Origin of the sequence: Corynebacterium tuberculostearicum (genome assembly GCF_030229345.1) — a bacterium.
GTDB classification, from domain to species: Bacteria; Actinomycetota; Actinomycetes; order Mycobacteriales; family Mycobacteriaceae; genus Corynebacterium; species Corynebacterium tuberculostearicum_G.
Genome location: NZ_JASPGP010000003.1, coordinates 162,085 through 186,301 on the forward strand (window position 1 = coordinate 162,085; position 24,217 = coordinate 186,301).

The 24,217-nt window shown below is 60.0% G+C and carries 28 protein-coding genes and 1 tRNA gene; 6 read left to right on the top strand and 23 right to left on the bottom strand.

What is annotated here, in order from left to right:
- Positions 1-172: 172 nt before the first annotated feature.
- The 8 genes from QP884_RS03415 to QP884_RS03450 all read right to left on the bottom strand — a co-directional run bounded on the left by QP884_RS03415 (position 173) and on the right by QP884_RS03450 (position 7,115).
- Positions 173-673 carry a hypothetical protein gene (locus QP884_RS03415; protein ID WP_284820716.1) on the bottom strand — a complete coding sequence of 167 codons (501 nt, stop codon included), beginning with the start codon at positions 671-673 and terminating at the stop codon, positions 173-175.
- An 88-nt stretch (positions 674-761) separates the two neighbouring features.
- Positions 762-911 (bottom strand): hypothetical protein, encoded by a 150-nt coding sequence (locus QP884_RS03420; RefSeq protein WP_284820717.1) that lies wholly within the window; start codon positions 909-911, stop codon positions 762-764.
- Between the two features lie 10 nt (positions 912-921).
- Entirely contained in the window at positions 922-1,449 is a 528-nt protein-coding gene (locus tag QP884_RS03425) for a hypothetical protein (RefSeq protein ID WP_284820718.1), read from the bottom strand.
- A 998-nt stretch (positions 1,450-2,447) separates the two neighbouring features.
- Positions 2,448-3,209 carry an ABC transporter ATP-binding protein gene (locus tag QP884_RS03430; protein ID WP_204611104.1) on the bottom strand — a complete coding sequence of 254 codons (762 nt, stop codon included), beginning with the start codon at positions 3,207-3,209 and terminating at the stop codon, positions 2,448-2,450.
- Positions 3,200-4,255 (bottom strand): FecCD family ABC transporter permease, encoded by a 1,056-nt coding sequence (locus QP884_RS03435; protein ID WP_284820719.1) that lies wholly within the window; start codon positions 4,253-4,255, stop codon positions 3,200-3,202. The genes QP884_RS03430 and QP884_RS03435 overlap by 10 nt, the downstream gene beginning before the upstream one ends.
- Positions 4,255-5,418, bottom strand: a complete 1,164-nt coding sequence (locus tag QP884_RS03440; protein ID WP_284820721.1) for an ABC transporter substrate-binding protein — start codon at positions 5,416-5,418, stop codon at positions 4,255-4,257. Before QP884_RS03440 ends, QP884_RS03435 begins: the two co-directional genes overlap by 1 nt.
- 90 nt (positions 5,419-5,508) lie before the next feature.
- Complete coding sequence (locus QP884_RS03445) at positions 5,509-6,786, bottom strand: glutaminase (protein ID WP_284820722.1); 1,278 nt, start codon at positions 6,784-6,786, stop codon at positions 5,509-5,511.
- A gap of 50 nt (positions 6,787-6,836) precedes the next feature.
- On the bottom strand, positions 6,837-7,115 hold the full coding sequence (locus QP884_RS03450; RefSeq protein ID WP_005323988.1) for a DUF3618 domain-containing protein: 279 nt from the start codon (positions 7,113-7,115) through the stop codon (positions 6,837-6,839).
- A 96-nt stretch (positions 7,116-7,211) separates the two neighbouring features.
- Between QP884_RS03450 and bcp the strand changes: the two genes are divergently transcribed.
- From bcp to QP884_RS03465, 3 genes are all read left to right on the top strand, one after another.
- The gene (bcp, locus tag QP884_RS03455; protein ID WP_284820724.1) at positions 7,212-7,679 is read left to right on the top strand and encodes a thioredoxin-dependent thiol peroxidase; all 468 of its coding nucleotides are present in this window, start codon (positions 7,212-7,214) and stop codon (positions 7,677-7,679) included.
- A gap of 3 nt (positions 7,680-7,682) precedes the next feature.
- Positions 7,683-8,309: a TetR/AcrR family transcriptional regulator gene (locus QP884_RS03460; RefSeq protein WP_284820725.1), complete on the top strand. Its 627-nt coding sequence runs from the start codon at positions 7,683-7,685 to the stop codon at positions 8,307-8,309.
- Between the two features lie 75 nt (positions 8,310-8,384).
- Positions 8,385-9,371 carry an HNH endonuclease signature motif containing protein gene (locus QP884_RS03465; protein ID WP_284820726.1) on the top strand — a complete coding sequence of 329 codons (987 nt, stop codon included), beginning with the start codon at positions 8,385-8,387 and terminating at the stop codon, positions 9,369-9,371.
- Here the strand turns inward: QP884_RS03465 and QP884_RS03470 are convergent.
- The 6 genes from QP884_RS03470 to pflB all read right to left on the bottom strand — a co-directional run bounded on the left by QP884_RS03470 (position 9,368) and on the right by pflB (position 15,293).
- A complete protein-coding gene (locus QP884_RS03470) occupies positions 9,368-9,517 on the bottom strand; it encodes a hypothetical protein (RefSeq protein WP_284820727.1) in 150 nt (49 codons plus the stop codon). The two genes, QP884_RS03465 and QP884_RS03470, sit on opposite strands and share 4 nt — an antisense overlap.
- Before the next feature lie 65 nt (positions 9,518-9,582).
- On the bottom strand, positions 9,583-10,731 hold the full coding sequence (locus QP884_RS03475; protein ID WP_284820728.1) for an SPFH domain-containing protein: 1,149 nt from the start codon (positions 10,729-10,731) through the stop codon (positions 9,583-9,585).
- A gap of 59 nt (positions 10,732-10,790) precedes the next feature.
- A complete protein-coding gene (locus QP884_RS03480) occupies positions 10,791-12,029 on the bottom strand; it encodes an alpha/beta fold hydrolase (RefSeq protein ID WP_284820729.1) in 1,239 nt (412 codons plus the stop codon).
- A gap of 11 nt (positions 12,030-12,040) precedes the next feature.
- Positions 12,041-12,910, bottom strand: coding sequence for a pyruvate formate-lyase-activating protein (pflA, locus tag QP884_RS03485; RefSeq protein WP_284820730.1), 870 nt, complete (start codon positions 12,908-12,910; stop codon positions 12,041-12,043).
- Between the two features lie 2 nt (positions 12,911-12,912).
- Entirely contained in the window at positions 12,913-13,164 is a 252-nt protein-coding gene (grcA2, locus tag QP884_RS03490) for an autonomous glycyl radical cofactor GrcA2 (RefSeq protein WP_005323969.1), read from the bottom strand.
- Between the two features lie 41 nt (positions 13,165-13,205).
- A complete protein-coding gene (pflB, locus tag QP884_RS03495) occupies positions 13,206-15,293 on the bottom strand; it encodes a formate C-acetyltransferase (RefSeq protein ID WP_204611090.1) in 2,088 nt (695 codons plus the stop codon).
- Positions 15,294-15,609: 316 nt separating this feature from the next.
- Here pflB and QP884_RS03500 point away from each other — a divergent pair, with 316 nt between their 5' ends.
- Positions 15,610-17,520 carry a solute carrier family 23 protein gene (locus tag QP884_RS03500; RefSeq protein WP_284820732.1) on the top strand — a complete coding sequence of 637 codons (1,911 nt, stop codon included), beginning with the start codon at positions 15,610-15,612 and terminating at the stop codon, positions 17,518-17,520.
- On the opposite strand, the gene QP884_RS03505 is transcribed toward QP884_RS03500, so the two are convergent.
- Together QP884_RS03505 and QP884_RS03510 are read right to left on the bottom strand one after the other, a co-directional pair.
- The gene (locus QP884_RS03505; protein ID WP_239192218.1) at positions 17,521-18,111 is read right to left on the bottom strand and encodes a hypothetical protein; all 591 of its coding nucleotides are present in this window, start codon (positions 18,109-18,111) and stop codon (positions 17,521-17,523) included.
- Positions 18,112-18,189: 78 nt separating this feature from the next.
- A tRNA-Leu gene (locus QP884_RS03510) sits at positions 18,190-18,271 on the bottom strand.
- Positions 18,272-18,361: 90 nt separating this feature from the next.
- On the opposite strand from QP884_RS03510, the gene QP884_RS03515 reads away from it, so the two are divergent.
- Positions 18,362-18,784: a hypothetical protein gene (locus QP884_RS03515; RefSeq protein ID WP_284820734.1), complete on the top strand. Its 423-nt coding sequence runs from the start codon at positions 18,362-18,364 to the stop codon at positions 18,782-18,784.
- Positions 18,785-18,786: 2 nt separating this feature from the next.
- Positions 18,787-19,131 (top strand): DUF3817 domain-containing protein, encoded by a 345-nt coding sequence (locus tag QP884_RS03520; RefSeq protein ID WP_204611086.1) that lies wholly within the window; start codon positions 18,787-18,789, stop codon positions 19,129-19,131.
- On the opposite strand, the gene rdgB is transcribed toward QP884_RS03520, so the two are convergent.
- The 7 genes from rdgB to QP884_RS03555 form a co-directional block, all read right to left on the bottom strand.
- Positions 19,128-19,736 (bottom strand): RdgB/HAM1 family non-canonical purine NTP pyrophosphatase, encoded by a 609-nt coding sequence (gene rdgB / locus QP884_RS03525; RefSeq protein ID WP_239236704.1) that lies wholly within the window; start codon positions 19,734-19,736, stop codon positions 19,128-19,130. The genes QP884_RS03520 and rdgB overlap by 4 nt on opposite strands.
- Positions 19,730-20,458 (bottom strand): ribonuclease PH, encoded by a 729-nt coding sequence (rph, locus tag QP884_RS03530; RefSeq protein WP_005323955.1) that lies wholly within the window; start codon positions 20,456-20,458, stop codon positions 19,730-19,732. Before rph ends, rdgB begins: the two co-directional genes overlap by 7 nt.
- Positions 20,459-20,473: 15 nt before the next feature.
- Positions 20,474-21,235, bottom strand: coding sequence for an MBL fold metallo-hydrolase (locus QP884_RS03535; protein ID WP_284820735.1), 762 nt, complete (start codon positions 21,233-21,235; stop codon positions 20,474-20,476).
- Positions 21,236-21,307: 72 nt separating this feature from the next.
- The gene (gene murI, locus QP884_RS03540) at positions 21,308-22,087 is read right to left on the bottom strand and encodes a glutamate racemase (protein ID WP_284820736.1); all 780 of its coding nucleotides are present in this window, start codon (positions 22,085-22,087) and stop codon (positions 21,308-21,310) included.
- Positions 22,087-22,740 (bottom strand): rhomboid family intramembrane serine protease, encoded by a 654-nt coding sequence (locus QP884_RS03545; protein ID WP_005323951.1) that lies wholly within the window; start codon positions 22,738-22,740, stop codon positions 22,087-22,089. Before QP884_RS03545 ends, murI begins: the two co-directional genes overlap by 1 nt.
- A gap of 13 nt (positions 22,741-22,753) precedes the next feature.
- Positions 22,754-23,680, bottom strand: a complete 927-nt coding sequence (locus QP884_RS03550; RefSeq protein WP_284820776.1) for a P1 family peptidase — start codon at positions 23,678-23,680, stop codon at positions 22,754-22,756.
- Positions 23,680-24,216: a DUF2017 domain-containing protein gene (locus tag QP884_RS03555; RefSeq protein ID WP_005323949.1), complete on the bottom strand. Its 537-nt coding sequence runs from the start codon at positions 24,214-24,216 to the stop codon at positions 23,680-23,682. Before QP884_RS03555 ends, QP884_RS03550 begins: the two co-directional genes overlap by 1 nt.
- Position 24,217: the final 1 nt, after the last annotated feature.

Here is a 24,217-nt window from a genome sequence, read left to right on the forward strand (position 1 = left end):
CCTGATATAGCCCTATCACCAGGAATTAGGGAAGGCGATTCATGAATATGTCGACTTCTATAACGAACGAAAAAATCAAGCTTGAATTCGGCGGTTTAAGCATCAATCAAAGCCGACGCAAGCTGCTTCTCTGAATATTCCTAAAAATGCCCGCATCCCCTTTTGGGACATTTCATCGGCTAAGAATAGATGGGAGCATGTCTTTCAAGGCTGGGACGATACCGAATGCCGTAACCAAACCACCGATAACAGCACCACCCAAACCAAAAAGAGCGGCGATCCAGGGGGTGGAGGAACTGGACTTTTGCGCTTCCACGTCAGCAGGATCCTCATCTTCTTCAACAGGTACAGCTACACACTCTTCAACATGATTCAAGACACTCTTGGCGATAGCGATTTCGGCCTCGGACCTCTTCGCTTCTTCAGAGCCTTCTTCGGCCTCCGCGAGCGAATTTTCGGACCAAGATAAATACTTGGAAAACTCCGATTTGACCAGCGGTGCTTCATCCTTGGTAAAAACTATCTGGTCAAACGCGTAAAGCTTGCGCTCGGAAACGGTAAAACTAATCTCACAAGCATCCCCCAAACGCTCAAATGTTGTTGCTTGTGCTGGAACACTGGACAAGACTGAAGCGAGAGCAACAGTGCACGCAACGGTGGTTAGTTTCTTCACGAGATATCCTTTACAGAGAGAACCAATAAGCGACGAATACCAAACTATAGCGTCTATTATTCGCCGATGGAAAAATCGGTGGAAACTTTTACTTCTCCCGAAGCGCCGCGCTTCTCAGTACAGCCTTCAGCTCAGGCTTCTGTGAGTTATTCAGGAAGATCTTCTCCGTCATTTCCGGAGGATCGCCTAGCATCTCAGTTATCGATGGACAAGGCGATTCGTTCTCACTGTCAGACATAGCTCCTCCTTCAGAATCGTCCCAGTAGTACCGGCAGCATAGCAGCTAGAACGGCTAAGAGCAGAGAACCGTAGCCAAATCTGAGCCAGAACAACTGATTTTTATGAGCACCTCTGCGCTCAGTGAGTGTTCGATACTTAGCTGCAAGGATCTTTCCTCGTAACTCAAGTTCACCTACCTGGTCCGCAACTTTAACTAGAGCTTCGATCGAAGTGTCCCGTACAGATTTTCGTGAAAAGAGAGTCAACACGGCGGAGACTGAAGCAAGCAAGCCGAAAGCAGAACTAATAATTTCGCCATATCCTAATTGGGGATTCTTATTTGAGACACCCACGAAGATAACGGCCGTAGTGAGTAACAGCGTCGCGCGGTTGGTAATGGAATTTCCTGTCACCGTCTCTTCGGAAAGCTGCCTGTTGATGTCTTCATCAACCAGTCGAAGATTCTCAACCGTGCTCCCTACTTCCTTCGACACAGCCTTACGACAAGGTTTGATATTTTGGTTGGACCAGAACTTAAGCGTATTAACTAATCGCACTCAACCAGACTAGCTTTGGCACTAAACTAAAGCTCTGGATTTTTGTTGATGCTCACTGATAATGCTCGATTACCCCCAGAATTAGAGCGCAGTACATGTAAGGTTCTGCGTTTTCCATCATCCAGTGAAGTGCCCCGGGCTTTGTTCCGTTGGAGTAAATGAGAGATTCTGGAACATTTCAATCGTTCACTAGGATGGCCCCATATAAATTAAATCACTGTTCCTGGCTGGATTGGCCAAGGAATCAGAACCTAGTCTTGCTTCAACCATACGGGTACGTTTCTGGTCCTGCTAAGAATTGGGCAGGGTGGCAAGGAGTACAGCCTCCCCTTCTTTTAATTCCTTCTTTGCCCGCAGGCTGTTAAGTCAAGAGCCTTTTCCTATTTTACAGCTATTCCGCCTGTCAACCCAGCCTTGTCATCCATGTACGCAGAACCCCTAACCCACATGACGGCGTAGCGAATTGTTTCCAGAAAATATGTACCTGCAGGGGCAAGCGCTTTCCGTAACGGCTGCCTTTAAGAACAAACTGATAGTACTTGTCCAGCTAAGCAACGCTCACTGACCCTTAGCCCCAACTGTCACGCTCTATTGCAGCTAAACGAGTTTTCTTCAGAGGACAGGTAGCGCCACAGGAAACTTCGATCTTGCAGCGACCTACGCAATAGATTAGAGCACCATTACCTATGCTTGATTCCTCCAATCCTGCACTATTAATGATGAGTAGTTTTTTCCATCGTCAACGCTGAGTAAAGCGCCGTCTACGAATACATAAATAGTATTCCCGTCTGGTAACCCATCGGGAAAATCTTTCTTACACTCATTTCTGCTAGTTGCTGGCATACTCACGGAATAATGGCCCAACAACAACCCACCACCAAGATTTTCTCGTCAAAACTATATCGACTTGCGGGACCTTCCTTGTTGCTTTCAAATCGGTTCAATTCCCTAATGGAGCACAAAATAAAAAATAGGCCGGGCACTTGCCCGGCCTTGTACTACCTCACCCGCAGCGGGGCAATGAGTGGAGCGCCGCCATGCTGGACGACGTCCGCCTCTACCCCATACACGCCTTCCACGAGCTCCCCCGTGAGAACGTCCGACGGCGCGCCCTGAGCGCGAATATGGCCCTTCTTAAGCACTACCAGCTGGTCGCACATGCGCGCAGCCAGGTTGATGTCGTGGATGGCCACTAGGCCTAGGCTGCCGTCGCGCTTCGCCTTGGCACGCACCTCATCCAATACAAAGATCTGGTGATGCAGGTCGAGGGCGGACGTGGGTTCGTCGAGAAGCATCAGGCCTGGGTTGCCCACCAACATCTGCGCCACCGCCACCAGCTGGCGCTGGCCGCCGGAAAGCTCATTGAGGTAGCGCGAGGCAATCGCGTCCAGGCCTAGCGAGTGCAGCACCTCACCGGTGCGCGTAATCGGGTCCTCGCAGGCCTCACGGCGCGCAGAAATCAGCACGGCCTCAAACGCCCGCAGCGCGGCCGTGCTCGTGAGATCCTGCGGCACGTAGCCGATGAGCTGCCGGCGACGCTTGCCGCGCGGGGCCGTGCCATCGACGCGGAAATCCACCTCACCATCGCAGCCGCGGTGCACGCCGGCCAGGGACTTGATAAGCGTGGTCTTGCCGGAGGCATTCGGCCCCAACAGGCCCACCAACTGCCCGCCGTGGAGTTTTTCCACATCCACGGACTCCAGCACGCGGTGCTTGCCATAGGCCGCACTCAGCCCGGAAATAGTCAGTTCTACGTCCACAATGCCCTCCTTCGGGTCATGACGATGGCAATGAAGAATGGCACGCCCAGAAGCGAGGTAACAATGCCAATGGGAATAGCCAGGCCCGGCTTAATCATCAGGCTCACCGCATGCGCGGCACACATCACGGCCGCGCCCGCCGCCATGGAGGCCGGCAGGAAGTAACGCTGATCCTCACCCACCAACATGCGGGCGATGTGCGGGCCCACCAAGCCAATGAAGCCGATGATGCCCGCGAAGGCCACGGTAGTCGCCGCAACGAGCGAGACCACGATGAGCACCACAACGCGCAGGCGGGAGGTATTGATGCCCATGGCGGTAGCGCGGGCGTCACCAAGCCGCAAGGCAGTAAGGCGCCAGCCGAGCGCCCACAAAATGGGCAGGGCGATAATCAGCACGGCCGCCAGCACGCCGTTGGCCGCCCAATTGGCGCGGGTAAGAGAACCCATGGACCAAAAGACGATCTGCTGCAGCGCCTCGGCCGAGGACTGGTACTGGATAAGCGCCAGCATGGCTTGGAAGAAGAATACCAAGCCGATGCCCAACAGCACCATAGTCTCTGCCTTCGCGCCGCGGATGACGGCCGCGATAACAATAATGGCCGTAGCCACCGCGGCCGCAAGCCACGCCACCAGCGCCAAGTTAAACTGCGGCTGCGCAATCAGCTGCCACTTGAGCACGATGGAGCTGGCGCCGCCAAACGCGGCGGCCGCAGAAATGCCGAGGGTAAAAGGCTCGGCCAGCGGATTATTGAGGATGGTCTGCATCTCTGCGCCGGCCAAAGACAGCGCCATGCCGATGAGCACGGCCATCACGGCCATAGGCAGGCGCAGCTGCCACAGTACCGTGCGCGTCTGGTCATCCAGCCCCGCGGGATTCACGATGCCCTTCATGACCTCGCCCGGGCTGATATCAATCGCGCCCACAAAGTTGCTGATGATAAAAGCCACGGCCGCAATCAGCGTCAGGCCCGCCACAATACCGATGCGTTGCCACGTTAACTTCTTATGCTGCCGCGCTAGCGCGGCTACCTCTGCGCCCTCCATTAGTTGGTGCTAAAGAAGGTTCCCTCGCCAGAGACCGGCGAGTACTTTTCTTGCGCGTCCATCCACTGCTTGGCGACGTCCACATCGGCATACGCCTCCGGATCAATCCACTCGGCGACCTGCAGCAGCGCTAGGTAATTAAACGGCGAATCATAGAACTGGTGCCACATGCTGTGGAAGTGGTGTTCCTTGACCGCGCGCAGCTTATCGAAGCCGGCCTGCTTGCCCGGCAGCTTAGCCACACTGCCCTTGGCTTCCTTTTCATCGATGCCATAACCGACGGCCGCATAGCCGACTGGGTGACCCTCATCATCCTTCATATCGGACCAATCGCCACCGGTGGCAATGATCATGTCCGGGTCGGCTTCTAGGACCTTTTCCGGGGTGATTGTGCCGGACTCGCCCGGGATGACTTCATCGGCAATATTCTCGCCGCCGGCCGCGTTAACCAGCTGGGAGATATTGGAATCGTTCCACGAACCGCAGCAATCGGAAACGCCGGCCGAACGCCAGACGAAGGTCCGCGGCTTATCCTTAACTTTCTCCGCGCGGTCCTCCACCAAGTCCACGGTCTTTTGCCAATCCGCGTTGAACTCCTCGGCTCGGTCCTCTTGCCCAAAGATTTCACCGAAAATATCCATGGTCTTCGGGGTATTTTCCAGCGGCTTGCGGCGGAAATCGGTCACCGCATACTTCAGGCCGGCCTGCTCCATCTTGTCGGTCAGGCCCGCTTCGCGGGAAGCATCGTATTGATCCAGCGACAGCACGATGAGATCCGGATCCAAGCTCACGAGCTTTTCCACGGTGACATCGCCCTTGGTGAAGCCGCCAATCTCCGGAACCTCGTTGACGGAGGGCAGCTCCTTTTCCAGCGCGTTGTAGTAATCCGGCACGTTCTGCTTGAGATCCGTGCCGATGCCAACGACCTTGTCCAGCGGATTATCGGTATTGAGTACGCCGGTAGCAAAAAGCGACCGGCCCTCCCCCAAAATCACGCGGTCGGGAGCCTTATCCAGTTCCACGTCACGGCCGGTGATATCGGTGAAGGAAAATTCGGCTTCGCCGCTGGCACCGCCGGTTACTTCCTCGGCCGCGCCGCAGCCGACGAGCGCGGTTGCCGACGCCGCCACAACCGCCATCACCTTGAAGGGGGTATGAGCCATTTTTAGTCCTTGGTCGTTGGATGCCCTCGCGGCAGCCGCGAAGAGCCTTACATAGGACATCCTAACCTGACCAAGTAAGGTAACCCAAACCTAAACGGGTTCACCGTTGATCGCGTAGTCTTCCGGCTCACCCTTGGGTACCTCGGTTCCGTCCGACATGGTGCGATCTTCCAGCTCTCCATCCGGATCCACGATGGCGATATCGAAGCCAGACTCGCGAATTCGGCGCAGCCCCTCCTTCAGCATGCGTCGGCCCATGCGGTTCGTGCCCGTAATATGCGATAGCTCGAGCACCACCGTGCCCTCGCCAAAATCCGACTCCATCAACTCGTACAAGATAGTCTCGGCCGCGTTGAAGTTGATTAGGCCCTGCAGATAGATCACGGTCAGCTCCGCATCCTGCTCCACTTTGCGCACCGGGTTCACGCCGTAGCGCTCGTCCGTGGACATCAGATGCAGGCCCATGTCCTTCGACAGCAGCTTGAACGCATCCACCCCGCGCACCGAGTTGCCTTCCTTGTTCAGCCGCGGCGAGAATGTTGCCACGCCCAGCTGGCCCGGCAGCGTGCCCAGCAGGCCACCCGAAACGCCCGACTTCGCCGGGATACCCACCTCGGCCATCCACCGGCCGGCGCCGTCGTACATGCCAGCCGAGCTCATTACCGATAGCGTCAACCGGCACACGTCCGCATCGAGAATCTTGTCCCCCGTCACCGGCTGCACGCCACCATTGGCCAACGTGGCCGACATCACGGCCAAGTCCCGTACCGTCACCACAATCGAGCACTGCTCAATATACGTTGACACCGCATCGTGTGCCTCGTCCTGGATGATGTCGTAATTGCGCAACATGTGCGCCAGCGAGAGGTTACGTTCGCTGACTTCCAGCTCGGAGGAACGCATGACGTCGTCGATAAGCAAATCGCGTCCCGCCAGCCGCGAAAAGTAGGTGCGCAGGCGCTCCACGCGCGCGGCAGGCTCCGAATCCACGCCATTAATCAGCTGCGTGACCGCAATCGCGCCCGCATTAATCATCGGGTTGACCGGCCGATGGTCATCGCGATTGAGCGAAAGCTCGTTGAAGGCCTCGCCCGAAGGCTCCATGCCCACGATGCCGCGCACCGCGGAAAGACCAAGCTCCTGGAGAGCCAGCGCATAAACAAAAGGCTTGGACAAGGACTGAAGGGTAAATTCCACCTCATCATCGCCCGCAGAATAAACGTGGCCGGTGGTGGTGCACATCGCGGCGCCGAGATACTCGGGTTCCGCCTTAGCCAGCTCCGGAATATAGTCCGCCACGGCGCCGTCGCGATTATCGCGCACCTTGGTGAGGATTTCCTGCAAATAAAAAGGGATTGGTGTCTTCATCCCAACCCAGCCTACGAAAAAAGTCCCCGCGGTGTGCGGGGACTTCGCAATTAGTGGCGCTCGGACAGCAGGCGCTGCAGCTCCTTCAGGTCGCTCTTGCGGCGGCGAGAGCGGAAGACCGAGAAAGCAATCAGGCCAACCACAGCGGCGCCGACGCCGCCCAGGGCCATCTGCACGTTGCGGTCCTGCAGCTTATCGGTGGCCGCGGTCTTAGCCTCGTTGGCAAAGTTCTGCGGCTTGCTGCGCTGTGCCAGCTCGTCCAGGGTGCCGGCCAGCTGGCGGCGGGTGCGCTCGATATCGCGCTGAATGTCTTCAATATTGCGTGCCACGAAGTTCTCCTCTTAACTTAGGTTCGCTCTTAACGGGGTCATTCTACCCCGCCGCCCCAAAAGCGTGCAGCCCGGGCGGTAAGTAAGGTGGAAACCATGACTGAAAACCGTTTGAACGTTGGAGATACCGCCCCTGCTTTTGCGCTTGCCGACGACGCCGGAAACACCGTTTCCCTCGCCGATTACGCAGGCCAGCGCGTACTCGTCTACTTCTACCCCCGCGCCAATACCCCGGGCTGCACCAAGGAAGCCTGCGATTTCCGCGATTCCCTGGAACAGCTCAATGATCTCAATATTGCCGTCGTAGGCATCTCGCCAGATAAGCCGGAGGCGCTGGCGAAGTTCCGCGCGGACCACGAGCTGAACTTCCCGCTGCTTTCGGATCCGGATAAGTCCGTCATGACCGCCTACGGCGCGTTTGGGGAGAAGAAGAACTACGGCAAGATGGTCCAGGGCGTTATCCGCTCCACCTTCCTGGTCGAGCCGGATGGCACCATCGGCCAGACGCACTACAACGTCAAGGCCACCGGCCACGTCGCCCGCGTGATGAAGGGACTTAGCTAGCGCGTGGGAGAGATTCTGCTACCGCGGCGTCGGCCAGCGCAGGCGCGCAGTCGCGAGCGCTTCGAGCGCATTCTGCAGGCCGCCCGCGCCGTGCTTGTCGACGTCGGCTTTGAATCCTTCACCGTCGACGAAGTCGCCCACCGCGCCGGGGTGCCCATCGGCACGCTGTATCAGTTCTTTGCCAATAAATACGTGCTCGTATGCGAGCTCGACCGCCAAGACACGGCCGCCAGCCGGGCCGAAATCGAGCGCTTTTCCCGCCGCGACCCGGACGTGCAGTGGCCCGATGTGCTGGATGAAACCATCGATCACCTGGCGCGCATGTGGCGCGAGGATCCCTCCCGGCGCGCCGTGTGGCATGCTGTACAATCCACCCCCGCCACCCGCGCGACGGCCGCAGATACCGAGCGTCAGCTGCTTTTCCCCTTGTCAGAAATCCTCTCCCCGCTCGCGCCATCCATGAGCGATGACGAACGCATTGACCTGGCCGGCTTCCTTATCCACAGCGTGGTCTCGCAGCTCAATTACGCAACTGCGGGCGACCCAGGCGACTTTGACGCCGTGGTTGTAGAGATTAAGCGCATGCTCGTTTCGTATCTATTTGCCATTGCGGCCCACTGGGGCAGTTGACGCTTAAACAAGTTATCCACAGCTGCGGACGTCTTCGCCTCGGCTTCCCCGCCGGCGCTGCTTAAAGTTGCAGCCATGAGCGCACTTAAGGCCTATGCCACCCATATTGCCTCGGCGATGGACATCCTCGCCGAGGCCCACGGCATGTCTGAGCGCGCCCTTCTCGAGATGGGCTTGCCGGACGTCGAGGCCGGCGACCTCCGCGCGCTGGCCGCGGTCTACTTCGGCCCGACCGGCTTCAGCCGCAAGCAACGTCACGCAATCGCGGCCGCCCGCCACCACGACCTCGTAACACTCAAGCTGATTGAAAAATACGTCTCCCGGGTGCGCACTAAGCGTGAGGCGTGGAACCTACGCGTGGAGCTGTGCCGCCTGCGCGGGCCGGCTTCTGAAATCGCCCGCCGCGCCAAGCAACGCCTGCGCGAACTTCGCCCGCGCCGCATGCCTCCCCGCGAAGGCATCCAACTCCTTCGCCGCCCGAACGGCCCATGGACTATGCGGATTACCGCTCCCTCGGCCTTCCTTGCTGAATTCGACGCCGCGCTCGACCCCGACCGCCCACTCGATTCCCTCCGCGACCTCCTTCGCGGCACCGGCGCGCCTTCCGCGCGCACCACCACCAACGTCATCATCCCGCTCAACGCCCTAGACCAAATCCTGGACGGTGACGGCGAAGAAGTCACGCTGCGCCTTACCAATGGCGCCACCATTTCCGGCGCCGAGCTCGTCGAGCGCACCTTCACCGAGCACGGCCTCGCCACGCTTATCCACCCCGTCAAGGGTCCAGTCAACCTGTATCGCACATCGCGCTACGCCACCGAGAAACAGCGCCAGATGGCAGCGGCCGAAAATCCCACCTGCCCGTGGCCGCCGTGCAATCACCCGGCGGACAAGGCCCAGATCCATCACCTCAAGGCGTGGAAGCACGGCGGGTTGACCAACATGGAAAACCTGACCGTGTGCTGCCCCTACCACAACGGAGTCAACCAGGATGATCCAAATGCCCCGCCGCTGCGCGGGCGCCTTGCCCGGGTCAATGGCAAGGTCCGCTGGGTCCGTTAGCGCTGCCTCTGCGAGGTAGCGCTACTCGGCGTGTCATCGGCCATAAGAATATCGTGGACAAGGTCGCGCGCGGCGCTTAACGCATCACGGTCGGAATCAGGATGGCCGTCGGTGGCGAAGACCTGACACTCGTGATCGGGGATCACCTCCGCGCGGCGGGTTATGCCACGCTGCGCGGTATAGGCATCAAAGAGGTTATCGATGCTCAGGGCTACTCCTCGTTTTTTAGTTGCTCGCGCAGCTGCTGGAAATACTCGCGGGCAGCCTGGGGCTGCGCAGTGGAGTGCGGGCCCTGCTGCGGCTGCGGCTCTGCCTGCTGGTTCTCGGAGCGTTGCTGCTCAGCGCGCTGGGAAGCGGCGATGGCTTCGCGCTTAGCGCGTTCGGCCTGTCGCTTAGATTCGCGCTCGATTTCTTCGGCACGGGAAGGCTTCTTAGGCTGCAGGCGACGGCGCTGCGACGGCTCCTCGGCGGAGTCGAGGGCGCGGTTGGCCATGAGCACATCGCGCATGCCACTGAAAAGATCGCCCATCCCCTGCGGGTTGGAAGGCATGTAAAGAACGGACGCCTGTCCGTTGTGGGAGACGTCGACCATTGCGTCGAGGTACTGGGAAACCAGCATGAGGGCTTCGGGGGATTCTTCCACGCCGGCGTCGCGAAGCATCTCGTACTGCTGGGCAATACCCTCGACGATTTCCTTACGCTGGTCGGCGACGCCGCGGCCCTGCAGCTTCTTCGCCTCGGCTGCACCCTCAGCTTCCTTGACCACGCGGATCTTTTCAGCCTCTGCCTGGGCGACGGCCGCCTCGCGCTCGCGCTGGGCCGCGTTAATGGAGTTCATGGATTCGCGCACCCGGGAATCGGGGCGAATATCGGTGACCAAGGTGTTGACAAAATTCCAGCCGTACTCGGCCATGTTGTCGCGCAGAGAGGCCGCAACATTGCGGGCGATGGTGTCCTTGGAGGAGAAGGAATCATCTAGGTTCATATTCGCTACGGAGGAACGAACATTGTCCTGGACGTAGGCCACAATCTGCTGCTCATGATTGGAGAGCATGTAGTACGCCTCGCGCTCGCGCCCCTGGACTACCTCGTACTGCACGGCAACAGGGATTTGGACGAAGACATTGTCCTTCGTCTTGGTCTCCACCATCACATCCAGCTGGCGCACCTGCAGCGAAATCTTATCGCGTACACGGTCCACCCACGGCATCTTAAAGTGCAGGCCAGCATGCGCCACCTTTTGGAATTTGCCCAAGCGCTCCAAAATGGCAGCTTCGCGAGTGCGAACGATGAAATAGCCATCGAAAAGCGTTCCCAAGATAATCAGCAGAATAAAAACTATTACTATGGTGGCAATCATTGAATCTCCCTAAATGTCGTGATGATCACTAATATTTTCGCATAGGAAATAGCGAAATGCTAGTGATCGTCAATAAGCGAAAAGAGCTTCCCCAAGATGGTCGCACCATCCTCGCGGATGCCGTTGTGCTGGAATTCATTGTTAATCCACGGCCGCAGGTCTCCCAGGGGCGCGGCCGTAGCCAAGGACTCCTCGAGCGGGACGAAAAGATCATCGACGTAGATGGCCGCGGCCGTAGACGGCACCTCGCCCAACGCATAGGGCGGGGAGAATTCGTGGCGGGCAAGACCATGGGCGGCGTCGGCAAACGCGTGCAAGGCCGGGTCCTCGTCGAACTGCCAGGGGAAAATGTGCTCGCCGGTCAGCCAGGTGCCGCCCTCAGCAAACTCCGGAAATTCCTCGCGCACGCGGTGCGCCGCCCAGTTCGTAGCGGCCTGGCCACCGGCGCCTCCATAAATCGACTCATGGATTGCGGCGTACAACGGAGCGTCCGCAAAGCTCACGCGCTGGCCGACGTCCGCCAGGAAATCACCCCGCAACCGCTTCTCCCCCGCCACGGTGCGGAAGGGCTCCTCCAGCAGATAGGCCAGCGAATCAAAGCCGGTGCCGCGGCCGAGCTCAATGCCGATGGTACGAAAGCGCAGCGCGGACAGGCGCTCACCGGTAGGAAGCCGCTCATCTGAATTGTCCAGGTGGGAAATGATCTCCTCGATACGGCCCTGTGCCCACGGGAATTCGCGGTAGAAACGCTGCTGGCGGGCCTTGAGCTTGCTGAAAGTAGCGCGGTAGAGCTCGTCCGCACCCTTCAACGTGGGAATGCCGCCGGTGAAGAAAGCATGCTCGACGCGCTCGGGCGCCTGGGAAAGGTAGGCGGTGATGCAAAAGCCGCCGAAGGATTGGCCGAACAGCGACCATTTCTCGAGTCCGAGGTGCTCGCGCAGGCGCTCGGCATCGCGGACGATATTGTCCTGGCGCAGCAACGCCAAGTGCTCTGCAGTGCGCTCTGCGGCCGGGCTAAGCGCATCAATGCGGTGCGAGCGGCCGGTGCCGCGCTGGTCCATGAGGATAACGCGGTAGCGCTCCAGCGCCTTGCCAATCAGCCCCGTAGGCGCCAGCGGCCGGGGCGCCGGGAAACCAGGACCGCCCTGCAAGTAGAGCAATGCGGGCAGGTCCTCTCCGCCGGGAGGGATTATTTCGCGGGCGTAAAGCCCAAAAGTCCCGTGGGGATTGGAATAATCCCACGGGACTTCTAGGTGGTGCTCTTTAATTGTGTGGCCGAAGCGGCGATAGGAGGTCATGTCCTCCCAGGCTAGTAGACTTCCAAGCCCTTCGAGCGGAAGACGTCGCGGATTTTCTCCACATCCTCCGGCTTTGGTGGCTTCGTGTCAGCTAGCTGGTAGTTCATGCCCAAGCTATCCCACTTGTCCTTGCCCATATTGTGGAAAGGCAGGACCTCAACGCGCTCAACGTTGGATTTCCAACGCGCCACGATATTGGCCACATTTTCCACGTTCTCTGGCGAGTCCGTGAGGTCTGGCACCACCACGAAGCGGATCCACACCGCCTTGCCCATCTTGTTTAGCCTGTCGCCGAAGTCCAGCGTGGGCTGGAGTTCGCGCTGAGTGACCTTGCGATAGGTTTCCTCGTCGCCCGACTTGACGTCGAGAAGCACGAGGTCGATATTGTCCAGGTCCTCGTCACGCAAACGCGCACCGAGATAACCGGCAGTATCGATGGTGGTGTGGATGCCCGCATCGTGAACTTCCTTGAGCACGCGGCGCGTGAAAGAAAGTTGGAAGAGGGGTTCACCACCGGAGATGGTGAGACCGCCACCGGAAGCGTTGAAGATTGGCTTATAACGCTTAATGCGCTTGACCACATCCTCGACCCGCTCCAGCGTGCCGGTCTTCATCTCCCAGGTGTCTGGGTTATGGCAGTACTGGCAGCGCAGTGGGCAGCCGGACATGAACATCGTCATGCGGGTACCCGGGCCATCGACGGCGGTCACGAGCTCCCAAGAGTGCACGAGGGCAATATCGCCGGTACGGCGCGCCTCCATGAGTTCGGGGCGGGTAATGTCATCGAATTGAGCGTCATTTCCCAGGCCCGCGGCCGCGCCGCGGACTCGCTCTCCTTCTTCAGGAGAGAGGGTAACGACACCAGTAACGCCATCTGCCATGATTAGGAACCCTGGTGGAAGGTGCGGGAGATAACGTCGAGCTGCTGCTCCTTGGTCAGCTTGACAAAGTTGACAGCGTAGCCAGAGACGCGAACGGTGAGGTTCGGGTACTTCTCTGGGTGCTCAACGGCGTCCTCGAGGGTGGACTTGTCCAGCACGTTGATGTTTGCGTGGTACAGACCAGAGTTCATCTGGTGTGCATCGCGGTTTGCCTTCATTGCTGACATGCGGTCTTCGAAAGTTGGGGTTGCCATGATTTTCTCCTTTTCGAGATGGTTGAGGGGGTTAGTGGTTTTTACTTCTCCATGATGAAGCCGGCATCCAGAACGCCCACCAAGTTATTGATGCGCTCTTCTGGGGTGCGGCCCAATCCGGAAGGAGTAATGGTGTTGGTCAGCGAGATGCCGTCCAAGGCGTCCTTGTAATCCAGCTTGCCGACGGACAGCATGGAAGCAACCATGCCGTGGCTGTCAGCACCGTTTTCAGGGTTAGCGCCTGGGGAGAACGGCGTGCCGGCCTTGTGGCCCGACGGGAAGGCGCCTGTTGCCTTGCCGTAGACCACGTTCGAGGTAATGGTCAGCACGGACTGGGTTGGGATGGCATTGCGGTACATCGGGATGGCCTTAATCTTTTCCATCACGGTGTGGACAATGGTAGCGGCGATATCATCGGCGCGGTCGTCATCGTTGCCGTAGAACGGGAACTCACCTTCGGTGATGTAGTCCGTAATCAGGCCGGTCTCGTCGCGTACCGGGGTGACCTTAGCGTACTTGATAGCAGCCAGGGAGTCGGCGACGATGGACAGGCCGGCGATGCCGCAGCCCATGGAGCGGACGATATTGGAATCGTGCAGCGCCATCTCGACTGCCTCGTAGGCGTACTTGTCGTGGGAGTAGTGGATGATGTTGAGGGCCTCAACGTAGGTGCCAACAACCCAGTCCAGCATCTCCTCGTACTTCTGCCATACCTCATCGAAGTCCAGCGGGCCGTCGCCCTTGATGGGCTCGTAGCCTTCGACAACCTGCTTGCCGGATACCTCATCGCGGCCACCGTTGATGGCGTAGAGCAGAGCCTTTGCGGCGTTCACACGAGCGCCGAAGAACTGCATCTGCTTGCCAACTTCCATCGGGGAGACACAGCAAGCAATTGCGGCGTCATCGCCCCACTGCTCACGAATCTGGCGGTCAGACTCGTACTGGATGGAGGAGGTCTCAATGGAGATGTGGGCGCAGAATTCCTTGTAGCCCTCTGGCAGCTTCGGATCCCAGAAGATGGTGATGTTCGGCTCAGGTGATGGGCCAAGGTTTACCAGGGTCTGCAGCAGACGGAAGGAGGTCTTGGTGACCATGTGGCGGCCGTCGTTGCCAAAGCCAGCGTCGGACCAGGTTGCCCAGTATGGGTCGCCGGAGAAGATCTGGTCGTAGTCGATGGTGCGCAGGAAGCGAACGATACGCAGCTTGAGAACCAGGGAGTCAATGATCTCCTGGGCGTCTTCCTCGGTGATGATGCCAGCGGCGAGGTCGCGCTCGAAGTAGCAATCGAAGAAGGCGGACAGGCGGCCGATGGACATTGCGGCGCCATCCTGGGACTTAATGGAAGCCAGGTAGCCGAAGTAGGTCCACTGCACTGCCTCGTGAGCGGTCTTGGCCGGCTGGGAGATGTCGAAGCCGTAGGACTCGGCCATCTTCTTGAGCTTCTTCAGGGCCTTGATCTGCTCGGAGTGCTCCTCGCGGAAGCGTGCCCAGTGCTCAGAGAAGCCAGCATCTGCGACGGAATCGCGGGAAGCCTGCTTTTCCTCGATCAGGTAATCCACACCATAAAGTGCGACACGGCGGTAGTCGCCGATGATGCGGCCACGGCCGTAAGCATCCGGCAGGCCGGTGATGATGTGTGATGAACGAGCAGCGCGGATGCGCGGGGTGTAGATATCGAAGACCGCATCGTTGTGGGTCTTGCGGTAACGGGTGAAGATCTTCTCCACCTCAGGGTCTACTTCCTTACCCGCTTCGCCGATAGCCTGCTTGACCATGCGCCAGCCACCGAACGGCATCATGGCGCGCTTCAGCGGGGTATCAGTCTGCAGACCGACGATAACGTCGTCGTCCTCTGAGATGTAGCCGGCCGGGAAGGCGTCGATGTCGGTCGGGGTGTGGGTGTCAACGTCGTAGACGCGCTGCTTGCGCTCGACGGACAGGTACTTCTTTTCCAGGGTGTCCCAGACGCGCTTGGTCTTTTCGGTCGGACCCGCCAGGAAGCTGGAGTCGCCGTCGTACGGCGTGTAGTTGCGCTGGATGAAGTCGCGGACGTTGATGCCCTCGGTCCACGGACCGGACTCAAATCCCTTCCAAGCTTCAAACTGTTGAGGCTGCGTTGCGGTAGTCATAATTCCCTTCTTTCGGGCGAATTTCTAGCAGGGGATAAATGCCGCTTTCTTCGAGCCACAGCACCAAGCCCCTCTGGCCTCAATTGTTGACCAATTCCCTGGTAATAACAAGTCTCGCAAACGTTTGAAAGCCAAGTAATAAACCGGTCGTGTTGTTTAGCTGGTTAGTGGTTTCATGCAGAACGCACGTACGTCTTTTATCGGGGGTGAACTAGCCCCGAACGTGTTCCTCATCACCGCTAGATTTTGGTCGCTACCTGCGCGAACCTCTACTGTTAATCCCGTTCAGCTTCGCTTCCGCACAAAGGAGGACTTCGTGGCTTCCCAGCCCAAGCATCCAGTAGATATCGTCCCACCCACCCCCAAACTAGCCGCCTTGGGTTTACAACATGTGCTGGCGTTTTATGCCGGCGCAGTCATCGTCCCGCTGCTCATTGCCGGCTCGCTCAATCTGGATGCGGAAACCACCATCCACCTCATTAATGCGGACCTATTGACCTGTGGCATAGCGACGATCATTCAATCCCTGGGCGTCGGCAAGCGCATTGGCGTGCGCCTGCCCATCGTGCAGGGCGTGACTACAACGGCCGTCTCCCCAATTATTGCCATTGGCCTGGGCGCGACCGACGGCGCGGGTGGGGTGGCCTCGCTGCCAACCATCTATGGCGCCATTATTGTCGCCGGCCTTTTTACCTTCTTCGCGGCGCCGGTCTTCGGCAAGGTGCTGCGCTTCTTCCCGCCGGTGGTCACCGGTTCGGTCCTGCTGGTCATGGGTACGTCGCTGCTTGGGGTGTCGGCCAATGACTTTGTCAATTACACCGAGGGCGTGCCGGCCACCCGCGACTTGCTCTATGGCTTTGGCACGCTCACGGTCATCATCTTGGTGCAGCGTTTTTCCTCCGGCTTCCTGGGCACCCTGGCCGTGCTCATCGGCCTAGTCTTAGGCACTGGCGTAGCTCTCGTGCTTGGCGACGCCTCCTTTGACGAGGTCTCCTCCGCCCCCGCCCTCGGCATTACTACCCCGTTCTACTTCGGTATGCCGAAGTTTGACCTGGTAGCGATTTTCTCGCTCATCATCGTCATGATCATCACCATGGTGGAAACCACCGGCGATGTCTTTGCCACCGGCGAGATTGTCAAAAAGCGCATCCGCCGCGATGACGTCGTGCGTGCTATCCGCGCCGATGGCCTGTCCACCTTGGTGGGCGGCGTGATGAACTCCTTCCCCTATACCTGCTTTGCCCAAAACGTTGGCCTGGTACGCCTGACCAGCGTGAAGTCGCGCTGGGTGGCCGTTGCCGCCGCCGGGTTCATGATGGTGTTGGGCATTTTGCCCAAGGCCGGCGCGGTCGTAGCCTCCATCCCCTCCCCCGTTCTCGGCGGCGCCTCCCTGGCGCTTTTTGCCAACGTGGCGTGGGTGGGCCTACAGACCATCGCCAAATCCGATCTTTCCGATGGCCGCAACTCCGTCATCGTTACCTCCGCGCTGGGGCTGGCCATGCTGGTGACCTTCAAGCCGGATATCGCCACCGCCTTCCCGGAGTGGGCGCAAACCTTCGTCTCTTCTGGCATGTCCATCGGCGCCATTACCGCCATCGTGCTCAACCTTTTGTTCTTCCACACAGGAAGCAAGCAGGGAACGCAGGTGTCTCGGGCCGTCGGCAAGAGCGTGAGCCTCCAGCAGCTCAATGGCGCCTCCCGCGAGGAATTCGTCTCGGCGCTGCGCCCGCTGTTTAATAACGAGACCTGGCCGCTGGAGCTGGCGTGGGAGTCGCGGCCCTTCAGCGATGTTAATGAGCTGCGCGCGGCCATTCAGGTGGCCGTGCTGACCGCGGATGATTCCCGCCGCGCCGCGCTCATCCACGATTATCCGGCCATGGATGAACTGCTGCTTGCCGACGCCGACGAGGCCGCCACCATCTCCGCCGACCGCGGCTCCCTGGGCCTAACCGACCTGGATGATGTGCAGACCGAGCGCATCACCGAGCTTTCCGCCGCCTACCGCGAGCGCTTTGATATGCCGTTTGTGGCCTATTTGGATACCAATGACACCGTCGACCGCGTCATTGATGCCGGTGTGCGCCGCCTAGCCAACTCCCCGGAGCAGGAGTACCGCACCGCACTGGGCGAAATCGTGGAAATTGCCAACGACCGCTTCGATATCCTGCTGGCCGATGCCAACCCGGTTCGCTCCTCGTGGGATCGCAAGTTCACCGAGGTGGACTAGTTAGCGAAAAGAAAAGTCCACCTCGGCCTCTGGGTCCACTCCGGAAATAATGCCGGTGTAGAACTGCTTGGCCTGGGATTGGAGGACATCGCGATTATCCGCGATGTCCTCTTTCTTTTTATCCTCATTGAGGATTTTGGTGATGGTTTCCGCCTTATCGATATCCGGGGTAATCCAGCTCAACGCGCCGTTGTCCTCCACCGCGGTTTCGAAATTCTCATCCGAGTGCCCGATGAAAATGAACTCTGGGATCTGCACGCGGAAGTGGTGCGGGGATTCTTCTTCCACCTGAACCTGCGAACCTTCGATGCCGAGCTTCGCGCGGTAGGAGTACTTGATGTACTGGGTGCGCTCGCTGCCCGGGACCTGCCAATTCCACAGCTTGCTGTTGGCGGATTCCTCCGATAGGCCCTCGATACCCAGCGAGACGAGCACCACCTGCTCTTCACGCTCCACGGCCTTGATGACCTTGGTATTACTCGATTCGGTCTCCACCTCCACCGGTTCCCGCACCTGCCAAATGAACACCGCGGCGGCAGCCACGGCGGCAATGAGAATGACGGCGACAAGGGTGGAAAGCAGCTTTTTCATGATGACCATCTTAGGGCGACTATGCGGGCGGTGATATGCGAAAGCGCCGCCGGCTTCGAGAGCCAGCGGCGCCGATAGTGCGCCCGGTGAGACTTGAACTCACACGTCATAAGACACTAGAACCTAAATCTAGCGCGTCTGCCAATTCCGCCACGGGCGCGGGGGACTTGCCATAGTGTACACGGCACGCCGTCAATCCAGAAACCAGGGGTGTTCTGTTTTCCGGCCGCTGGTGGGTAGGGTGGAACGCGTGAGCACTCAAGAGGAAAAGAAGAACAAGCGCGTGCAGGTGCGGTGGTGGCACATCCTCCTCATCGCGTTTTTCGTCGTGCTCTTCCTATTCCTGGCCTATTGGCAATGGACGCGCTTCCGCTCCGGCTCGGGCACCTTCCAAAACTTGGGCTATGCCTTCCAGTGGCCACTGTTCGCCGTGTTCGTGGTCTATGCCTATCGCACCACGCTGCGCTATGAAAACGAGCGCCTCGCGGCCGAGGAAGAAGCCCGCGACATGGATAGCACCGTCACTGAGGCCCCGGCTGAGTCTCCCGCACAGCCGCAGGCAGATACCAAAATCGATGAGGATTTCCTGCCCCAGCGGCCGCAGATAGATGTGGAAACGTTCAACGCCATGAATACCCCGCGCCGCCGGCGCGGCGAGAATGAAGAAAGCTGATTATGACCAATAAAGTTCACCCCGCCCGCCAGGCCCGCATCCGCGGACCTTTGAAGTTTTTCTCCATCGCGGCCACCGTGACCGGTGTCTTCCTGATTATCCTGGTCATCCGCATGGTCTGCCAGTACCTCATCGGCATGGAGATCCCAGAGTGGGCCACCTATATCGCGATCGTGCACGGCATCGCGTACATGACCTACCTGCTGTCCATCCTCATCCTCGGCCCGCGCGCGCTGTGGCCGGTGGGCAAGCTCTTTACCACCGCCCTTGCCGGCGTGGTGCCCTTCCTGTCCTTCTGGATGGAGCACAAGCGCCGCAAGGAGATTAAGGAGGAGTTCCAGCTTTAGGAACTGCGAACCAGCTCCGCGATGGCGGGGACTAGTTGACTTAGAGCGCGGCCGCGATGCGAGACCGCGTTCTTTTCTTCTGGGGCCATCTCCGCGGCCGACCGGGACTCGCCTTCTGGCTGAAAGAGCGGGTCATAGCCAAAGCCGTTGTCCCCGCGCGGCTCGCGCAGGAAGCGGCCTTCCCAGCGGCCCTCGGCCACGTGCTCGGTGCCATCGGGAGTCACGAGCGCGCAGACGGAGACAAAGGCGGCGGCGCGGCGCTCATCGGGGACATCGGCCATCTGTGCCAAGACCAGGTCATTATTGGCCTGGTCATTGCCGTGCTGGCCGGACCAGCGGGCGGAAAGCACGCCGGGCATGCCGTTGAGCTCTTCGATGGCCAGGCCGGAATCATCCGCGACGGTGGCAAAGCCGGTCGCGGCCGCGCCGGCGCGGGCCTTGATGAGCGCGTTATCGGCAAAGGTGCGGCCGTCTTCCACCGGCTCTGGGTAGGGCTCCACGGCGGATAGCGGGCGCAGCTCGACGCCCTCGATGCCGGCGTCGGCCAGGATGCGCTCCAGCTCCGCGAGCTTCTTCGGGTTATTGGACGCGACGAGAATTACCACCCCAGCGCCGCCTTCTGTGCGGCAATGAGCTCACGGCAGCCCTTCTGGGCTACGTCCAACATCTCGTTGAGTTCCTCGCGGCCAAAGAGGCCATGCTCGCCGGTGCCCTGGATTTCCACGAAGTCACCGGATTCCTGCATCACCACGTTGAGGTCGACCTCGGCGCGGGAGTCTTCCTCATAAGGCAGGTCGAGGCAGATTTCGCCATCAATGATGCCGACCGAGACCGCGGCGATGGGATCGAGCAGCGGCTCGCCGGGGACGACGCCCTCGGCCTTGAGGTGTGCGATGGCGTCGGCAAGCGCAACATAGGCGCCGGTGATAGACGCAGTGCGGGTGCCGCCATCAGCCTGGAGGACGTCGCAGTCGAGCTGGATGGTGTTCTCGCCCAGCTCCTCCAAGTCCACCGCAGCGCGCAGGGAGCGGCCGACAAGGCGGGAAATCTCATGGGTGCGGCCCTTGACCTTGCCCTTCATGGATTCGCGGGGCATGCGGTCATGGGTGGCAGAAGGCAACATGGCGTACTCGGCGGTAAGCCAGCCTTCGCCCGAATCACGCTTGAAGCGCGGCACGCCATATTCCACAGATGCAGTGCACATGACGCGGGTATTGCCAAACTCCACCAGCACCGAGCCGGCCGGGTTGGTGGTGAAATTGCGGGTAATGCGGACGCTGCGCATCTGGTCGAGCGCGCGCCCATCGGCACGAGTAAATTCAGTCATGCCGTCCAGCGTATCTTAGAACTCCATCCCCGCGGCGCCGAGGACAATCTCGCCGTCGAATTCGGAGCGGGCGGCCTCCAAGGTAGCTTGCGCATCGCCCCACGGCTGAATGTGGATGAGCACGAGCTTGCCCACACCCGCCTCGCGCGCCGCCCTACCGGCTTCCGCGCCCGACATGTGCATGTCCGGCGCCTTGCCCTCAGAGGTCTCGCCCCAGGCCGCCTCGCAGAGGAAGATATCGGCACCACGGGCGGCTTCGACAAGCGCGGGCGTATACGAAGAGTCACCGGAATAGGTAATGGTGTGCCCGGTCTTCGTGTGTTCCACGCGCAAGGCATAGGCCTCTACCGGGTGGGTTACCGGGAAGGGAGTGATATAGACGTCATCCACGAGCTGGCGCTCGCCCGGCTCCCAGGCGCTAAAGGCGAAGGTATCGGACATGTCATCGATGCCATCGACCTCATCAGAGGACAGGCGACCCAGGTGCGTGGGCGTAGCTTTCGGCCCGAAGCACATATTGCGCGAGGCCGCCGGCGCGGTGGGATGAAAGCGGCGCCACACCATCAGGGAAGGAAAATCCAGGCAGTGATCGGCATGCAGATGGCTAAAGGCCACGTGCGCATCACAAGGATCCTGCTGCTGTTCCAGCTGCGCCAAGGTGCCAGGTCCCATGTCGAGGACGATGGACGGCGCATTATCGAAGGACAGCAAGTAGCCGGAGGCGGGATTCTGGGCGGTGGGGACGCTACCGGAGCAGCCTAGGATGGTCAGCTTCATGGGCTCAATAGTTCCATGAAATCACCCCGCATGCGTACTCAACGTGCAAAACGGGGGAGAAATTATGCCTACTTAAACAATCTGGGGGCCGAGAAAGCGCGTGGCAAGGCGGGCAAAGGCTTCCGGATCGCCGGTGGATTCAAAAGTGTGGACCGGCTGATTCTCTGCGGGGGCCAACATATCCGTTTCCGTGAGGATCCGCATCACGTCCTTAGTGGTCTCCTCCGAGGAGGTCACCAACGAAACACTATCGCCCATCGCCAGCTGGATAATTCCGGTCAACAGCGGATAGTGCGTGCAGCCCAACACCAGCGTGTCTACCCCTTGTGCCTGCAGCGGGGCCAGGTAGCCCTCGGCGACGCCGAGGATTTGGCGACCGGCGGTAATACCGCGCTCGACAAAGGGAACAAAATCCGGGCAGGCGGTGGCAAAGGCCTGCACCTTGGGGTTGAGCGCAAAGAGATCCTGATAGGCGCCAGACTTGATGGTGCCTTCGGTGCCGATGACACCGATTTTTCCGTTGCGCGTGGTGGACATGGCACGGCGCACCGCGGGCCGGATGACCTCCACGATGGGGATATCGTAGCGCTCGCGCGCATCGTGCAAGAAGGCGGCGGTGGCGGTATTGCACGCGATGACCAGCATCTTGCAGCCGCGTTCCACCAGCCGATCGGCCACGTCTTGAGAAAAGGCGCGGACTTCAGAAATGGGCCGCGGGCCATAAGGACTGTGGGCGGTATCGCCGGTATAGATGACGGATTCGTGCGGCAGCTGTTCCATCACCGCGCGTGCTACGGTGAGCCCGCCCACGCCGGAATCAAAGATGCCGATGGGAGAGGTCGCAGTTGGCATTAGCGCTTCACTGCCTTAACCGGGTCGTCCGAGGTAATGGTCATGCCGGCGAGGATTCCGCCGATGGCGCCGAAGAGGTGGCCCTGCCAGCTCACGCCCTCGTAGACGGGCAACACGCCCCACACCAGACCGGAATAGGCGAAGCCGAGCACGATGCCCAAGATGGTCTGGATGAGCGAACGGTTAAAAATTCCGCGCACAATCAGATATGCCAGCCAGCCATAGACCAAGCTGGAAGCACCGATATGGGAGGTACCGGGGCCGCCGATAAACCAGGTTCCAAGACCCGCGACCAGCGTGGTGATCAGCGTGACCTCCCACCAGGCCTTGCGGCCGGACAGACCGATGAGGAAGCAGAAGATGGCGCCGGGCACCGAGTTGGACATCAAGTGCTCAAAGTTCGCGTGAAGCAACGGGGCGGTGACAATGCCCCAAATGCCATTGAAATCCAACGGGCGAATGCCGTAGTTAGAAAGCTGGCCACCAAAGAGGAAGGCGTTGATGATGTGGACCGCCCATTCCACCACGAGGAAGCCAAAGGCTATGGAAAAGCCGGTGGTGATGCGGCCGCTGCGGGTGTAGTTCTTGGAATCGCCGCGGTTGACCTGGCCCGTGGGCGCCGGCCGGTAGTTAGATGTTCCACCTGAAGTCATAATGCGCCTTATCTTAGTCCAGCAGATCGCGGTACGCGCTCAAGCCTAGGCCGGGGTTGGCGGCGGTGACCGCGTTGACGATGGCTTCTTCCACGGCGTCGGCGGCCGCGGCGCACAGCTGGGTCACCACCTGCGTGCTCAGTTCGGCCGGGCGCTTGGCGGTGGATAGGGCAAAGATTGTGTCCCCATCCAGCGGCGAATGCGCAGGACGTACCGCACGGGCGATGCCGTCGTGGGCAGTCATGGCCAGGCGCTGGGCTTGGGCGGTGGTAACGGGGGCGTCGGTAAGCACGGCGCCGATGGTGGTATTGAGCTTGGACTCCGCTGGGTGCGGCAAGGCGCGGTAGGCGGCAGCATTGACCGGGGTGCGCCCCGGCGCGCCGTACAGCCGGCCGGACTGCGGCTCGATGACCTCGCCCACGGGGTTGGCAACCATCGCGGCGCTGACCTCGTAGTCACCCACCCGGCGCGTGGCCAGCCCGAAGCCGCCGCGCAGTTTGCCAGCAGTGGCACCCACTCCGGCTCCCACCGAACCCATGGATTCGTCGCTGCCCGCGAGCGCAGCTTGCAGTGCAGCCGCGCCTTCTTTCGGCCCAGGGTGGGAAGGTCCGACCAGCAAGTCAAAAATGACTGCGCCGGGAACGATGGGCACGCGCGGCCCAGGCTTGTCCTCCCCGAAGACGGGAAAGCCGATCCCTTGCTCTGCCAGCTCATTCATCACGCCGTCGGCAGCGGCCAAGCCAAAGGCGGAGCCGCCTGCTAACACCACGGCGTGGACGCGCTCGACCGTATTATGCGGCTGTAAAAGGTCCGTTTCGCGGGTGCCTGGGCCGCCGCCGCGCACATCGACGCTGCCGAGCGCTCCGCCCGGCCCGCAGTAGAGCACTGTGACTCCGGTATCGGTGCCGCTATAGTGCCCGATGCTCATGCCGTCCAGCATTAGTCCATCAACACCTGCAGCAGCGAATCCTGGCAAAAAGCCAGCCACTCCACGAGGCTATCGCGGTCAGACATCAGGTTGTCATCGGCCACATCGCCCGCCGCGACAAAGAGGCGGAGGTCGTTCAGGCCAGCGACGAAGGCCTGGGCCTCTTGCTCGTTGATAGTGACCTCTACCCCACCGGTAGGTCCGAGGGCAGAGCCAATTACCTGCAGGTTTTCCAGCTTGGCGCGCGCAATGTCGTTTTCATGCAGGGAACGCAGCAACGACGCATCGCCTTCATATTCCTCATCGCCGGGCATTTCAAAGTCCGGGAAGAGACGGGCCAGCGAGGGATCGTCCGGGGCCTCGGTATGGCCGGTGGGCATGTCCAGCATTTCCGCCAGCTCGTCCTTGGGCGCGGACTGGGCGCGCTTAATGATCGCCTCAGAGACGGTGGCGGTGAGATCGCCCAGGACCTCGCGCTCCATTGGTTCGAATACGGCCGTGATCTTCGGCGCGCGCATGAGGGACTTCTTTTTCTTCCACGGTTGCATC